The 13825-nt window shown below is 65.6% G+C and carries 17 protein-coding genes; 14 read left to right on the top strand and 3 right to left on the bottom strand.

Translation table 11 applies throughout. The features are described 5' to 3' along the window. Nucleotides 1-14: 14 nt before the first annotated feature. Genes ACOZ9V_RS04880 through ACOZ9V_RS04860 form a run of 5 tightly spaced genes read left to right on the top strand, consistent with a single transcriptional unit; the run spans nt 15 to nt 3774 of the window. Nucleotides 15-665: a DUF4178 domain-containing protein gene (locus ACOZ9V_RS04880; RefSeq protein ID WP_434594136.1), complete on the top strand. Its 651-nt coding sequence runs from the start codon at nt 15-17 to the stop codon at nt 663-665. Further along, nucleotides 665-1276, top strand: coding sequence for a DUF2617 family protein (locus tag ACOZ9V_RS04875; protein WP_434594133.1), 612 nt, complete (start codon nt 665-667; stop codon nt 1274-1276). The genes ACOZ9V_RS04880 and ACOZ9V_RS04875 overlap by 1 nt, the downstream gene beginning before the upstream one ends. Further along, nucleotides 1273-1713, top strand: a complete 441-nt coding sequence (locus ACOZ9V_RS04870; protein WP_434594130.1) for a hypothetical protein — start codon at nt 1273-1275, stop codon at nt 1711-1713. The genes ACOZ9V_RS04875 and ACOZ9V_RS04870 overlap by 4 nt, the downstream gene beginning before the upstream one ends. Before the next feature lie 28 nt (nt 1714-1741). Then, the gene (locus ACOZ9V_RS04865) at nt 1742-2170 is read left to right on the top strand and encodes a DUF350 domain-containing protein (protein ID WP_052240077.1); all 429 of its coding nucleotides are present in this window, start codon (nt 1742-1744) and stop codon (nt 2168-2170) included. Further along, nucleotides 2167-3774, top strand: coding sequence for a polyamine aminopropyltransferase (locus tag ACOZ9V_RS04860; protein ID WP_434594127.1), 1608 nt, complete (start codon nt 2167-2169; stop codon nt 3772-3774). The genes ACOZ9V_RS04865 and ACOZ9V_RS04860 overlap by 4 nt, the downstream gene beginning before the upstream one ends. 95 nt (nt 3775-3869) lie before the next feature. Here ACOZ9V_RS04860 and ACOZ9V_RS04855 read toward each other — a convergent pair whose 3' ends face one another. From ACOZ9V_RS04855 to ACOZ9V_RS04845, 3 genes are all read right to left on the bottom strand, one after another. After that, entirely contained in the window at nt 3870-4271 is a 402-nt protein-coding gene (locus ACOZ9V_RS04855) for a DUF4190 domain-containing protein (RefSeq protein WP_434594124.1), read from the bottom strand. A 103-nt stretch (nt 4272-4374) separates the two neighbouring features. Beyond that, nucleotides 4375-4965, bottom strand: a complete 591-nt coding sequence (locus ACOZ9V_RS04850; protein WP_139468730.1) for a TIGR03085 family metal-binding protein — start codon at nt 4963-4965, stop codon at nt 4375-4377. A gap of 67 nt (nt 4966-5032) precedes the next feature. Continuing rightward, on the bottom strand, nt 5033-5944 hold the full coding sequence (locus ACOZ9V_RS04845; protein ID WP_434594121.1) for a Sir2 family NAD-dependent protein deacetylase: 912 nt from the start codon (nt 5942-5944) through the stop codon (nt 5033-5035). Between the two features lie 58 nt (nt 5945-6002). On the opposite strand from ACOZ9V_RS04845, the gene ACOZ9V_RS04840 reads away from it, so the two are divergent. From ACOZ9V_RS04840 to ACOZ9V_RS04800, 9 genes are all read left to right on the top strand, one after another. After that, the gene (locus tag ACOZ9V_RS04840; RefSeq protein ID WP_434594118.1) at nt 6003-6452 is read left to right on the top strand and encodes a flavodoxin family protein; all 450 of its coding nucleotides are present in this window, start codon (nt 6003-6005) and stop codon (nt 6450-6452) included. 155 nt (nt 6453-6607) lie between these two features. After that, complete coding sequence (locus ACOZ9V_RS04835) at nt 6608-7030, top strand: hypothetical protein (RefSeq protein WP_434594115.1); 423 nt, start codon at nt 6608-6610, stop codon at nt 7028-7030. 13 nt (nt 7031-7043) lie between these two features. After that, entirely contained in the window at nt 7044-7406 is a 363-nt protein-coding gene (locus tag ACOZ9V_RS04830) for a winged helix-turn-helix domain-containing protein (RefSeq protein ID WP_434594112.1), read from the top strand. A gap of 70 nt (nt 7407-7476) precedes the next feature. Next, a complete protein-coding gene (locus ACOZ9V_RS04825) occupies nt 7477-8889 on the top strand; it encodes an amidase (protein WP_434594109.1) in 1413 nt (470 codons plus the stop codon). A gap of 22 nt (nt 8890-8911) precedes the next feature. Continuing rightward, on the top strand, nt 8912-9751 hold the full coding sequence (locus ACOZ9V_RS04820) for a helix-turn-helix domain-containing protein (protein ID WP_229664007.1): 840 nt from the start codon (nt 8912-8914) through the stop codon (nt 9749-9751). A 139-nt stretch (nt 9752-9890) separates the two neighbouring features. Further along, complete coding sequence (locus tag ACOZ9V_RS04815; protein WP_181270953.1) at nt 9891-10919, top strand: iron-siderophore ABC transporter substrate-binding protein; 1029 nt, start codon at nt 9891-9893, stop codon at nt 10917-10919. A 12-nt stretch (nt 10920-10931) separates the two neighbouring features. Continuing rightward, entirely contained in the window at nt 10932-11972 is a 1041-nt protein-coding gene (locus tag ACOZ9V_RS04810; RefSeq protein WP_181270954.1) for a FecCD family ABC transporter permease, read from the top strand. After that, nucleotides 11969-13015, top strand: a complete 1047-nt coding sequence (locus ACOZ9V_RS04805) for a FecCD family ABC transporter permease (protein ID WP_229664008.1) — start codon at nt 11969-11971, stop codon at nt 13013-13015. The genes ACOZ9V_RS04810 and ACOZ9V_RS04805 overlap by 4 nt, the downstream gene beginning before the upstream one ends. Beyond that, nucleotides 13012-13815, top strand: coding sequence for an ABC transporter ATP-binding protein (locus ACOZ9V_RS04800; protein ID WP_434594103.1), 804 nt, complete (start codon nt 13012-13014; stop codon nt 13813-13815). The genes ACOZ9V_RS04805 and ACOZ9V_RS04800 overlap by 4 nt, the downstream gene beginning before the upstream one ends. The last annotated feature ends 10 nt before the right edge of the window (nt 13816-13825 follow it).

Raw genomic sequence — 13825 nt, 5'->3', positions numbered from 1 at the left:
GACTAGAGTGGGCGGTGACCCGTCCGGCCATCGAACCGAAGCAGACCGCCGTGCCCACAGAACTCCTCATCGCCGTCCTCGTCTTCATCATCGTCGTCCTCGTGACCGTGCTCGTCATCCGAACACGTGCCAACAAGGCCCGCAAGCAGGAGCAGACACAGCAGCCGACCACCCCGCGCGATCCCTTCGCCGCCGACCAGAACACCGGCGGTGATCCCGAGACCATCAAGGCCGGGGACCTCCTCGAATTCGGCAACGAGAAGTTCTTCGTCCGCGGCACCCTGCGCATCTCCGAAGGCGGCTACGACTGGGCCGAGCACTTCTTCCAGGCCGACGCCTCGGCGACCCGCATGTGGCTGAGCGTCGAACGCGACCCCGACGTGCAGATCGCCCGCTGGCGCGACCGCCCCGACCTCGACATCGAACCGAAGGCCCGGACCATCACCATCGACGGCACCGACTACGACCTCGTCGAGCACGGCACCGCATCCTACCGGTCCGAAGGCACCACGGGACTGAATGAGAAGGGCGGGGTCGACTATGTCGACTACGAATCCGGCGACGGCCGCCTGCTCGCCTTCGAACGCTTCGACCACGGACGCTGGGAAGTGAGCACGGGAGAGACCATCCCGACCGGCTCCTTCACCATCTACTCCGGCAGCTGATGCTCACCCTCCCCCGCCCGCTCGACGTCCCCTTCACCGACACCAGTGCCGAGGCGCTGCGGCTGAGCCTCGACCACGACCGGATCGCCCCGTTGGCTGCCCACCGCATCGATGTGCCCACAGCAGCCGCACCCACTGACACAGAGTCCACCCCCGCCGAGGAAGCACCGCACCTCACCCTGACACTGACCGTCATCGGCTCCTCCCACCAGGCGGTCCTGAGCACCGGGCCCACCGATGTGTTCATCGAGACCTTCGCCTGCCTCGGCGAGGGTGGGGACGATTCGTCTCCGAAACGACCGCGGTGGGACCGCGAGGACATCCGCCACGGCAGGTGGGCCGGATTCACCGAACACCGGTTCACCGCGACCCGCACCCACGTGTCCGGGGACTTCCCGACGGCCGCCGCCGAGGTGCTCGCCGTCGGTGCCGACCGTGCCCTCACCGCAGACGACCACCTCTCAGTCGCGTTCCCCGGACAGCCCGGCGCACTGACGGCACTGTCGCTGACCGCAGCAGGTCCCGAACGGATCGCCTGGCTGTCGTGGCACTGCTACCCGCAGCATGGAGAGATCGTGCACAGCAGCAGCGAGCTGAGGAGGTCGACATGAGCCAGGGACCGAACGTCTCGATGGGCGGAGGCTCTTTCGATTTCGACCGCGAAAACTCCGGCCCTTCCGGCCCCCAGCGCCCCTCCGGACCGCAGCGGCCCGGCGGCGGATCGGGGCGGAAGCCGCGCCGCATCGGCTGCGGAACGATCATCTTCTTCGTCGTCATCCTCATCGTCATCGGCAATATGTTCCGAGGTTGCGGTTCGTCCGGGTCGTCGGCGAACTGCGGTGACTACGACCTCAGCAACGGCCAATACGTCTCGAACCCCGGCGAGGGCGATTACGAGAAGAACGGCAGCAGCTATGACTACGTCGGCTGCGACTCGTCCCGCTCCGGAGGCGGCGGCTTCTTCTTCCTCCCGTTCTTCACCGGCGGCGGATCGAACTACGGCGACGGCTCAGGCTTCCGCGGCGGCGGACCGGGCACCGGAAAATAGGCACGATCAGGCACAGCGAAAGGCAGACATGCTCCTGAATTACCTCATCTACGAGACCGGAGTCGTCCTCTCCTATGCGGGCTGCGGACTCCTCCTCATGGTCATCGGCTACTTCGTCGTCGACCTGCTCACCCCGGGCAAGCTCCACGTCATCCTGTGGGAGCAGAAGTCGCGCAATGCCGCGGTCCTCGTCGCCTCCGACCTGGCCGGAGTCGCGATCATCGTCATCGCAGCCATCCGCGCCAGCTCAGATGACCTGGCCGCGGGCATCCTGTCCACTCTCGTCTTCGGCATCCTCGGCATCATCCTCATGGGAGTGAGTTTCGTGCTCATCGGCCTGCTCACCCCGGGCAAGACCGGCGACATCATCAACTCCCCACAGATGCACCCCGAGGTCTGGGTCAACGCCACCGCCCACCTGGGCATCGCGGGCATCATGGCCGCAGCCCTCCTTTGAACACCGCTGACGACGGCTCCGGCACCACCACCGAGGCGGCCCGACCGATCACCCTCCCGATGCGTCCGGGGCCGGCCCGATTCTTCGTCCTGCTCGCCGTGTTCATCTGCGCGAGCTGCGGAATGGTCTACGAGCTCGCGCTCGTGGCCTTGGGGTCCTATCTGCTCGGCGACACCATCGTCCAGGCCTCCATCGTCCTGGCCGTCATGGTCTTCGCCATGGGTGTGGGCTCGCTGGCGACCAAGCGGCTGACCGGGTTCGCCGCGGTCTCCTTCGCCCTCATCGAGGCGGCCCTGGGCATCATCGGCGGGCTCTCCGTCATCCTGCTCTACCTCGCCTTCGCGTTCGCCGACGTCTACACGGTGGCCATGGTGGCCCTCGCGTTCGTCATCGGCGCGCTCATCGGCGCGGAGATCCCGCTGCTCATGGAGCTCGTCCAACGCATCCGCGCGCAGAAGGCCTCGAGCGCAGTGGCCGACCTCTTCGCCGCCGACTATGTGGGCGGACTCATCGGCGGGCTCGCCTTCCCGTTCCTCCTGCTGCCGCTGCTCGGTCTGCCGCGCGGAGCACTGGCCGTGGGGATGACGAACGCGCTGGTGGGCATCCTCATCGTCCTCTGGCTCTTCCGCTCCGAACTCAGCCGCGCCGCCCAACTCATGTTGGCAGCGCTGCTTGTGCTCATCCTCGGCGGGCTCACCGTGGTGTGGGTGTATACCGACGACATCGAAGTCACCACCCGGCAGCGTCTCTACCGGGATCCGATCGTGTATTCGCAGCGGTCGGACTACCAGGAGATCGTGCTCACCGAGGCGAAGAGGACCGGTGATACGCGGCTGTTCCTCAACGGGGATCTGCAGTTCGCCTCGGCCGATGAGTACCGCTATCACGAAAGCCTCGTCCATCCGCTGCTGAACGGTCCGCGGCGCAACGTCCTCGTCCTCGGCGGCGGCGATGGATTGGCCGTGCGCGAGATCCTCAAGTATCCCGACGTCGAGTCAGTCACGCTCGTCGACCTCGACCCCGCGGTCCTCGAACTGGCGAAGAACTCGGAGCACTTCACCGCGTTCAACGACGACTCGCTCGACGATCCGCGGGTGACAACGATCGCCGCCGATGCCTTCACGTGGCTGCGCGAGGCGAAGCATTCGGCCTATGACGCGGTCATCGCCGATCTTCCCGACCCCGATGATGTGGCGACTTCGAAGCTCTACAGCATCGAGTTCTACGGGCTCATCCGCCAGGTGATGTCCCCGGAGGCGCGCCTCGTCGTCCAGGCCGGCTCCCCCTATTTCGCCCCAGAGGCCTTTTGGGGCATCGGAGAGGCCGTCGCCGAGGCGGGACTGTCGACCACTGCCTATCACGTCGATGTCCCCAGCTTCGGTGATTGGGGATACTTCCTCGCCGATCTCGACGGAGAGGGCCCCGAAGTGACCGTGGCCGATGATGCTCCGGACGGATTGAAATTCGTCACCGCCGAGGTGCTCGCCGCCTCGACAACGTTCCCACCGGACCGTGATCGCGCGGCTGTGGGCAAGGTCGAAGCCTCGACGCTGCTGCACCCGCGTGTCCTCGACCAGGAACGCGGAGCCTGGGTCGGATACTGAATTCGTCTGACACGGGCTTCTCAAATCGGCAGAGGGCCGACCCACACGGGTCGGCCCTCTGCGGTTTCTCTGTCGGTGTTGCCTTCTTGTCGCGGTCAGCCGGCCATGAGGCTGGCCAGGCCGCCGACGATGCCGAAGGAGATTCCGAGTGCCCATCCGAGGACAAGGAGACCGAGGAAGACGAGGCCCAAGATGAAGCCCCATTTGCCCATCTCGTTGTCTCCGAAACCTGCTTCCTGTGAGCGCTTGCGCGCCATGTGACCGGTGATGATGCCGACGACGGGTCCGATGAAGTTGAATCCGAGGAAGGTCGACAAGGTCGCCACGAGCGAGACGATGCCGAGCACCTTGCCCGGATCCTCCTCGGCGCGCTGGCCATTGCGGTACTGCGTCGGGTAGCTCTGCGGTGCTTCGTACTGCCCGGCGGACGGGCGTGGGTACTGTCCCGCGGAGGTCTGGTCGAACTGATCGGGAGTCGGGGTGGGTGTTGCGTTCATGGTGCTGGTCTCCTTGGTATCGGCTGTTGATACCAGCCTAGGAAGACGTCACCGGACGCCGACAGGGACCAATCCCCCGACCTGGATAGGGTTTTCCCGAAGTTCAGCGCACGTCGACGAGTGCGTGGCCTTCTCGTCCCATGAGATAGAGAAGCAGCTCGAGAGGTGCCCCGGTGATCGTCGTGGCCTCACCGCTGCCCTTCTTCCCTGCTGTGCGGGTACCGAAGCCCGGGGCTTCGATCGTCACGGGCCCCTTCGCCTTCGCCGCGTAGGGCAGGAGGGCCACTTTCGTCTGTGCCCACACGGTCGCGGTCTCCGCCTTCGACAGCCGACGCGGAATCCATTCGATCGCGGCGCGGCGGATGTCTTCGTGGTGGACGAGGAACTCGGTCGTGTTCATCACCGTCTCCACTCCCGGCAGGGCGCCCGGGGTCCACTTCGGCGGTGCGGCGACGAGTCCGAGCAGCCGGCTGAACGGCATCTCGGCGTACTCGTCTTCCTTCGCCTGCAGGCGGTCGGAGAACTTCGGCATGAAGATGCCCGCGGCAGCGCGGGGATGACGTTCGCGGATGACGAGGTGGGTGGCAAGGTCCCTGACCGTCCACCCTTCACACAGGGTGGGTGCGTCGTCCCCGGCACGGCGGGCTGTGTCGACAAGGCGCAGTCGTTCGGCGCGAGCCAGATTGTCTCTCATGACTCTCAGTCTTCCATTCCCGGCTTGGACTCCCCTGGATGCCTGGCCGAATCGCAGCCTGATCTCCTCACCGGCTTGCCCACGCGGTGACGAAGTCGGCGACGCGGGAGATCGACCGGAAGTCGGCGAATTCGTCTCCGCGGGTCGGCCCGTCGGTGACGATGACGACGGGTTTGCCTTCCTTCGCAGCCATCCTGACGAACCGCAGTCCGGAGAGCACCGCGAGCGAGGAACCGAGCACCACGAGTCCGGCAGCCTCGTCGGCGATCCGATTGGCTGCCTGGACCCTGGCGGCCGGGACGGAATCGCCGAAATAGACGACATCGGGTTTGAGCAGTCCACCGCATTCGGGGCAGTCGAGGACTGCGAATCCGGCGGTGTCCTCGAGTTCGACGTCGCCGTCGGGTGCGGTTTCGACGTCGATGGGGTCGATGCCGACCTCCTCGGCGAAGTCCGGGTTGAGTTCGCTCAGTCTCCGCTGTACCCAGTCGCGGTCGAACAGGTGCCCGTTGCTCAGGCAGATCACCCGGTCGAGGCTGCCGTGGAGGTCGATGACGGGACTCGGCGCCGGCGCTCCGGCCTCTGTCGCACGGTCGGCGGCGACCGCCTCGGCGGCGGCCTGATGGAGTCCATCGACGTTCTGGGTGATGATCCCGGCCACGGACAGCTCGGCCAGGGCGAGGTGAGCTTGGTTCGGGCGAGTGCCGCGCATCCGCGGCCAGCCCATCCATGACCGCGCCCAGTACCTGGCTCGCTGATCGGGGTGGGAGAGGAAGGTCTGGATCGTCATCGGCTTCCGCGGCGGGGAATCCGGTCCACGGTAGTCGGGCACGCCTGAATCCGTGCTCATTCCCGCCCCGGTGAGCACCGCCCAGTCCGCATCGGAATAGGTCTTCGTGAGCACGTCGATGATCGCGGCATCGGGGTGGCTGGCTTCCGGACGCACACGTCCGCGCAGGGGGTCGAAGATGACTGCCATGGCTCCACTGTAGACATGGCAGCTGACGGAGGGCACCGGCCGGGGCTAGGGTGGGGCCATGGTCAACGTTCTGCTCGTTCATCATTCCCCGTCCGCTGCGACGGTACGGATCGCCGAGGCGGCCGAGTCCGGGCTGCGTATGCCCGAGCTCGGCGACATCGACGTCACCATCCGCCCGGCGCTGGAGGCAAGTCTTGCTGATGTGCTCGCCGCGGATGCCTATGTGCTCGGCACGACCGCGAACTTCGGCTATATCTCCGGTGCCCTCAAGCACTTCTTCGACACCACCTATGACGCGGTGCGCGAGCCGACCGCCGGCAGGCCGTTCTCCTACTGGATCCACGGCGGCTACGACACGACCGGTGCCGAAACCGCGATGAAGCAGATCACGACCGGCCTGGGTTGGAAGCTCGCCTTCGACCCCCTCATCTTCACCGGCGAAGTCACCGAGGAGCATTTGGAGCGGGCCACGGAGCTGGCCGCCACAGTCGCCGCCTCCACCCCCTAATTACTACCTGACGGCGGCTCAGCAACCTCGCGCGAGGTTGCTGATCCGCCGTCAGGTAGTAATGGGGAGTTTTTGGTGAAAGTACTTTCCAATATGGAAAGTAGTTGGTACTGTGGAATCACTTCCACAGAGCAATCCCAATCAGAGGAATCGACATGAACGCGAACCCCACCCCGCAGCAGGCTGCAGATCTTCTCAGCCAGGTCGAAGCGAACCACTCCCGGGCGCGCAGCGGAGATGCGTGGCCGCTGGTCACACTGCTCTTCGTCCTCTCCGCCGGACTCTCCGTCGGGCTCACGGCCTTCGGCATCATCGACGACAACACGACTCAGCTCATGATCGCCGGAGCCGGACTGAGCTGGATCATTCCTGCCCTGATCGTCTACCTCGTCAAGGCCCTGTCCTGGAGCCGCCGCTCCACCGCCCTGCTGCTGACATGGCTGGGCGTCATCATCGTCGCCTTCGTCGCCGGCGTCATGGCCGATTCGTTCGCAGCCGGCGGTCCGATCCCGTTCATCGCCGCAGGACTGCTGTGGGTCGCCGCCCCGGTCTTCTCCCTGTTGGCCCTGCGCCGCTGAGGAGGGACCGACGATGACTGCGAAACAGAACTCCGCGACCGAACCAGAGGACGCGCACACCGAAGACGAGACGATCCCCCACCTCGGCGACTCTCTGTCCCGGCTCGAACCGGAGCTCAACAACCCCACGAGACTCGGCATCGTGTCGAGCCTGAAGAGCCGGGACAGGGCCGAGTTCAAACTGCTGCGCGACAGTCTCGGCGTCTCCGATTCCGTGCTCTCCCGGCACATCACCGCACTCGAGAAGGCCGGAATGATCGAGGTGAAGAAAGGGTACGTGGGCAAACGCCCGCGCACCTGGGTCTCGATCAGCAAAGACGGGAGCAGACGTCTCGAGGCACACATCCAAGCACTGCGGGAACTGGCCGGAGAATAGCCCCGTAGATGACTGTTCACCCTGGTGAGAAGATCGGCTAGGGTGATGGAAACCGATGCAGGGAGGCATGATGACCACACCGACGAGCACCGAGATCCCGTTCCTCGAGCTCCACGAAGTCTCGACACTCATCCGAACCAGGCAGCTGTCCTCGCGTGAGGTCACCGAAGCGATGCTCGAACGCATCGATAGCCTCGAGCCCCGACTGCAGGCCTTCGCCACGGTCATGGCCGAATCGGCCCTCGCCGAGGCCGACCGCGCCGATTCCCTCCTGTCCCGCGGCAACTGGCTCGGCGATCTGCACGGTGTCCCCGTGGCGGCGAAGGATCTTGCGAACACTCACGATGCACCGACCGGTGCGGGCACCACGATCCATGCGGACTTCCGCCCAGATTTCGATGCCACCGTCGTCGCTCGACTGCGAACCGCCGGAGCCGTCGTCCTCGGCAAACTGCGGCTGACCGAGGGAGCGTTCACCGGTCACCATCCCGACCTGCCGACCCCGGTCAACCCGTGGGATGCCGACACCTGGTCGGGAGTCTCCTCCTCAGGGTCAGGTGTGGCCACTGCGGCCGGACTCTGCTTCGCCTCGCTCGGCTCGGACACCGGCGGATCGATCCGCCTTCCGTCCTCGGCCAATGGCGTCACGGGACTCAAACCGACCTGGGGCCGAGTCTCCCGCCACGGCATCTTCGCACTCGCTCCCAGCCTCGACCACATCGGGCCGATGACCCGCAGCTCCCGTGATGCCGCGATCGTGCTGCGGGCCATCGCCGGCCACGATCCGGCCGATCCCACCTCGTCGCTCGAATCGGTACCGGACTACCCCAATACGCTGCGCGTCGACGAAGCCCCGGTCGTCGGTTTCGACCGCAAGCTGGCCGAAGAGCACTTCGACGCCGCGACGAATGCGATGCTCGAAGACACCATCGAAACGGTGACCGGCCTGGGCTGGCGGGTGCTCGAGGTCGAAACTCCCGGTTTTGAGGCCGCGGCCAAGGAATGGACGGCTCTGTGCGGGATCGAGACCGCCGGTGTCCACGCGGCGACGTATCCGGCCCGGGCGGACGAATACGGCCCCGACCTGTCCGGCCTCATCGAGATCGGGCGCGGACTCTCCGCCATCGACTATCACCGGCTGCTCGAATCGCGGAGAGACTTCACCGGCCGTATGCGCACTCTCATGGCCGATATCGATCTGCTCCTGCTGCCGGGAATCGGCGTCGGCTCACCGACGATCGCGCAGATGGCGAACCTGGGTTCCGACCAGAAGCTGTTCGCTGCGGTGACCATACCGACGGCACCGATCGACAACTGCGGAATGCCCTCGATCACTCTGCCCGCAGGGTTCACCGAACGGGGCACTCCCCTGGCAGCCCAGTTCGTCGGCGGTGACTTCACCGAACCCCTGGTTCTCGCCGCCGGTCACGCCTTCCAGCAGGTCACGGACTTCCACACCCGCCACCCGGAGATCACCGGATGAGGAGTCCGCGTATCCTGAATCAGTGACCTCCACGATCAAACAGTTTGACTCCCGAACCACGGCCTCGGGCCGCGTGGCCGAACGCCACCTGCCCAGCTATTCAGCGGGACAGGTGTGTCTGCCGATGCAGATCCTCGGTTCCGCGGAGACCATGGAGCACGAAACCTACTGGTCCGAACACTCCCACCCCACACATGAGCTCCTGTGGCGAGACGATGGCGTGGGGACGGTGACGATCGGCACCCGAACCTGGACGATCACGCCGCCTCTGGGGATGTGGATCCCTGCCGGGATTCCGCACTCCGGGTGGACTCCCGCCGGAGTGGTCGTCAAAGCAGCACAATTCGATGTCGACGAGCCACCGCTGGGCAATGCGCCGACCACCGTGAGCATCCACCCGCTGCTGCGCCTTCTGCTCTCACGGCTGCAGACCCTCGAACCCCGAACCGATTCCTATGCGCTGACCGAGGCGATGATCCTCGATGTCCTGTCCCCCGCAGAGCACGAGGTCCTCGTCCACCGACCGACCGCCGAGCTGCTGACCCCGATCGTCGAGACCGTGTTCAATGACCCCAGCGATCCGACGACTCTTCAGGAATGGGCGACGCGCCTGGGAGCCAGTCCGCGCACCATCACCCGCGCCTTCACCGCGGAGACCGGCTTGGGTTTCAACCGATGGGTGACGACGGCCCGCATCCACTGCGCGATCACCCTGATCGGACTCGGCTGCGAGATCCCTGATGCCGCTGCCGACGTGGGTTATGCCTCGGCGAGCGCATTCACCACAGCGTGCCGACGGATCACAGGGACGACACCGGCGAATCTCCGAGCAGAGACTTCATCGTCACATTTGTCCGTTTGACGCAACCGAGTGTCACAATTGCTCGATTGCGCCGAACCGCCTCCTCGGATACTTTGATTAGGCACACCTATGTATTGATTAGGCAAACCTACTTCCCGGCCTTTCCGGGTGTGCCCCACACACCTTTCGAAAGGAAGAAATGAACCGCCCATCCCGTGCCTTCGCTCTGCCTGTGGCCATTTCGGCAGCACTCGTGCTCTCCGCCTGTTCATCCTCCGGGACCTCCGCTGATGCCGAAGCCGGTGACGGTGACTGGGCGCCTGTGACCATCGAACACGCCCTCGGCACGACGAAGATCGAGTCGAAGCCCGAACGGGTCGCCACCGTCAACTGGGCCAACCATGAAGTGCCCCTGGCACTCGGCGTCGTGCCTGTCGGTATGGCCAGCGCCGACTTCGGTGATGATGACGGCAACGGCGTTCTCCCCTGGGTCGAAGACAAGCTCGACGAGCTCGACGCGGAGACGCCGACCCTGTTCGACGAGACCGACGGCATCGACTTCGAAGCCGTCGCGGACACCCAGCCCGACGTCATCCTCGCCGGATATTCCGGTCTGAGCCAGGAAGACTACGACACGTTGTCAGAGATCGCACCGGTCGTCGCCTACCCGGAGACCGCATGGGGCACACCATGGCGAGAGATGATCGAGATCAACAGTGAAGCGATCGGTATGAAGAACGAGGGTGAGGAACTCATCGCCGACCTCGAGTCGGAGATCGACTCAGCAGTCTCCGAGCATCCGGCGATCAAGGACAAATCGACGATGTTCCTCACTCACGTCGATCCATCCGATCTGTCAGAGGTCAACTTCTACACCACGCACGACACCCGTGCGATGTTCTTCGAGGATCTAGGCATGAAGGCTCCCGCCAGCATCGCGAAGGCCTCGGAGGAGACCGACCAGTTCTCCTCGCAGGTCAGCGCCGAACAAGCCGATGTCTTCGATGACGTCGACATCATCGTCACCTACGGCGACGACAAGCTCGTCAAGACCTTGGAAGATGATGAGCTTCTGTCCCAGATGCCTGCGGTGAAGAACGATGCGATCGTCAACCTGCCCGGCGACCAGCCCTTGGGCACCGCCGCCAACCCGACTCCGCTGTCGATCTCGTACATCCTCGACGACTACCTCGACGAGCTCGACGAGGCCGCCTCGAATCAGAAATAGGCCGCCATCTCGATGACAGCCACGTCGACTGCAGTGTCGACCGCCGCCAGGCTGCGGCGGTCGACTCGCGTCCGCTTCCTGTGGATGCTCACCGCGCTCGCACTCGTCGTCGTCCTCATGATCGCCTCGACGATGATCGGCTCCCGCAATGTCGGCCTCGAAGACGTGTGGGCCGCCTACGGCGGATCGGCGACCGGCTTCGACCAGGCTGCGGTGGCCAAGCGCATACCTCGCACCCTGCTCGCCGTCTGCGTCGGCGCGGCTCTCGGCGTCTCCGGAGCCGTCATGCAGGGTGTGACACGCAATCCTCTGGCCGACCCTGGCATCCTCGGCGTCAATACCGGGGCGTCCTTGGCCGTGGTCATCGGCATCGCCTTCTTCGGCCTATCCAGTGCTGAGGGCTATATCTGGTTCGCCATCGCCGGTGCGGCGGTCACCGCTGTGTTCGTCTACGCCATCGGGTCCCTCGGTCGGCAGGGGGCGACACCGCTCAAGCTCGCTCTGGCCGGAGCCGCCACCGCAGCGGCCCTGTCCTCTTTCATCTCCGCAGTAGTCCTCCCTCGCGGTGACATCTCCGATCTCGCACGGGATTGGCAGATCGGTGGGGTCGGCGGAGTCACCATGGATTCCGTCCTGCTCATCGTGCCCTTCCTCATCGGCGGCTTCTTCGTCAGCGTCTGGTGTGGTCCGGGGCTCAACGCTCTCGCCCTCGGCGACGAGCTCGCGGCGGGTCTCGGTCAGCATGTGGGACTCACCCGAGCCCTGTCCGCGGCCGGGGCCGTCGTCCTCTGCGGAGCCGCCACCGCCGTGGCCGGACCCATCGGCTTCCTCGGACTCGTCATCCCCCATGCCTGCCGACTGCTCATCGGCCTCGACCACCGGTGGCTGCTCCCGTTCTCGGCAGTCACCGGCGCCGGGCTGCTGACTGCCTCCGACATCCTCGGACGCATCGTCGCCCGACCGGCCGAACTTGACGTCGGCATCCTCACCGCGCTCATCGGCGCTCCGTTCTTCATCGCCATCGTCCGCCGGCAGAAGGTCCGATCCCTGTGAGTATCACACCACTGACCCCCACTGCCGAGGCGGTCGTCAGCCTGCGCAGGGCGCGGTCGAGGCACTGGACGAGCATCGTCGTGATCCTTTCCGTGCTCATCGTCGCGACCTTCCTGGCCAGCCTCATGGTCGGGCAGACTTTCTATTCCTTCGACACGGTCGTCCGTGTCATCGCCGGCGAACAGGTCCCCGGGGCGTCTTTCACCGTCGGCCGTCTCCGTCTGCCCCGTGCCGTGATGGCGCTGGCCGTGGGGCTGAGCTTCGGACTCGGCGGGGTCACGTTCCAGACGATGCTGCGCAATCCCCTGGCCAGTCCCGACATCATCGGCATCAGCTCGGGAGCATCGGCGGCCGCGGTGTTCGCAATCATCACCCTCGGCCTCGGCACCACCGGCGTCTCGATCTTCGCCATCGTCGCCGGCCTCGCGGTGGCGCTGCTCATCTATCTGCTCGCATATAAGAACGGGGCCGCGGGAATCCGCCTCATACTCGTCGGCATCGGCATCTCCTCGATGCTGACGGCCCTGATCAATTGGGAGCTGACGCGGGCGTCCCAATGGGACCTCCAAGAGGCGCTGCGCTGGTTGGCCGGCAGCCTCAACGGTGCGAACTGGGAGTCCGTGATTCCGGTGCTCATCGCGCTCGTCATCCTGGCCCCGCTGCTCCTCGGCCAGTCGAAGAACCTCTCGATCACGCAGCTCGGCGACGACACCGCCGAGGCTCTCGGCGTGCGTGTGTCCCGCACCCGTCTCCTCGTCATCGTCACCGCCGTCGGACTCATCGCCTTCGCCACCGCTGCGGCCGGCCCGGTGGCCTTCGTCGCCTTCCTCTCCGGACCGATCGCCGCCCGACTCATCGGGCCGGGTTCCTCACTCCTCATACCGGCGGGACTCGTCGGGGCACTCCTCGTTCTCGTCGCCGATCTCATCGGTCAGTTCGCCCTCGGCACTCGGTACCCGGTCGGTGTCATCACCGGTGTTCTCGGCGCCCCGTACCTCATCTACCTCATCATCAGAATCAATCGTTCGGGAGGTTCCCTGTGACCACGGACCATTCGCTTGCGGCCGAGGGTCTGCATCTGTCCTACGGGGACGCCGATATCATCTCCGGCCTCAGCCTCGCCCTGCCGTCCGGGGGCATCACGGGCATCGTCGGGGCCAATGCCTGCGGCAAGTCCACGCTGCTGAAATCGATGTCTCGGCTGCTGACCCCGCGTGCGGGGCAGGTTGTCCTCGACGGTCGGCAGGTGCATGCGATGCCGGCGAAGCAGCTCGCCCGCATCCTCGGCCTGCTCCCTCAGACTCCGATCGCCCCGGAGGGCATCACGGTTGCCGACCTCGTCGGACGAGGTCGCCATCCGCATCAGGGAGCTTTCTCCCGCTGGAGTGCCGCCGACGACCTCGCTGTCGCCGAGGCCCTGGACACCACCGGCACCGCGGAGCTCGCCGACCGGCCCGTGGACGAGCTCTCCGGAGGTCAGCGACAGCGTGTGTGGATCGCGATGGCCCTTGCCCAGCAGACCGACATCCTGCTCCTCGACGAACCGACGACTTTCCTCGACGTCAACCATCAGGTCGAAGTCCTCGATCTGCTCACCGAGCTCAATCAGCGCTCCGGAGTGACGATCGTCATGGTCCTCCACGACCTCAACCTCGCCGCCCGCTACTGCGATCGGCTCGTCATGCTCTCGGGCGGCACCATCCATGCCCAGGGCACGCCTGCCGAGGTTCTCACCGAGGACAACGTCCATCATGTCTTCGGACTGGAGAACCGGATCATCGAGGACCCCGTGTCCGGTCAGCCGCTCATGCTCCCGATCGGGCGTCACCGCACGCTGGGCTGACTCGCCGACG

The sequence above is a fragment of the Brevibacterium sp. 1718 genome (assembly GCF_051131255.1).
In the GTDB taxonomy this organism is placed as follows: Bacteria; Actinomycetota; Actinomycetes; order Actinomycetales; family Brevibacteriaceae; genus Brevibacterium; species Brevibacterium sediminis.
The sequence above is the reverse complement of the archived record's forward strand: the minus strand, read 5'-3'. Positions and strand labels throughout refer to the sequence as shown.

Coding starts and splice junctions, on each gene's coding strand:
- ACOZ9V_RS04875 (WP_434594133.1), top strand. CDS start 665: ATGCTCACCCTCCCCCGCCCGCTCGACGTCCCCTTCACCGACACCAGT.
- ACOZ9V_RS04870 (WP_434594130.1), top strand. CDS start 1,273: ATGAGCCAGGGACCGAACGTCTCGATGGGCGGAGGCTCTTTCGATTTC.
- ACOZ9V_RS04865 (WP_052240077.1), top strand. CDS start 1,742: ATGCTCCTGAATTACCTCATCTACGAGACCGGAGTCGTCCTCTCCTAT.
- ACOZ9V_RS04855 (WP_434594124.1), bottom strand. CDS start 4,271: ATGAACGCAACACCCACCCCGACTCCCGATCAGTTCGACCAGACCTCC.
- ACOZ9V_RS04850 (WP_139468730.1), bottom strand. CDS start 4,965: ATGAGAGACAATCTGGCTCGCGCCGAACGACTGCGCCTTGTCGACACA.
- ACOZ9V_RS04845 (WP_434594121.1), bottom strand. CDS start 5,944: ATGGCAGTCATCTTCGACCCCCTGCGCGGACGTGTGCGTCCGGAAGCC.
- ACOZ9V_RS04840 (WP_434594118.1), top strand. CDS start 6,003: ATGGTCAACGTTCTGCTCGTTCATCATTCCCCGTCCGCTGCGACGGTA.
- ACOZ9V_RS04835 (WP_434594115.1), top strand. CDS start 6,608: ATGAACGCGAACCCCACCCCGCAGCAGGCTGCAGATCTTCTCAGCCAG.
- ACOZ9V_RS04830 (WP_434594112.1), top strand. CDS start 7,044: ATGACTGCGAAACAGAACTCCGCGACCGAACCAGAGGACGCGCACACC.
- ACOZ9V_RS04825 (WP_434594109.1), top strand. CDS start 7,477: ATGACCACACCGACGAGCACCGAGATCCCGTTCCTCGAGCTCCACGAA.
- ACOZ9V_RS04815 (WP_181270953.1), top strand. CDS start 9,891: ATGAACCGCCCATCCCGTGCCTTCGCTCTGCCTGTGGCCATTTCGGCA.
- ACOZ9V_RS04810 (WP_181270954.1), top strand. CDS start 10,932: ATGACAGCCACGTCGACTGCAGTGTCGACCGCCGCCAGGCTGCGGCGG.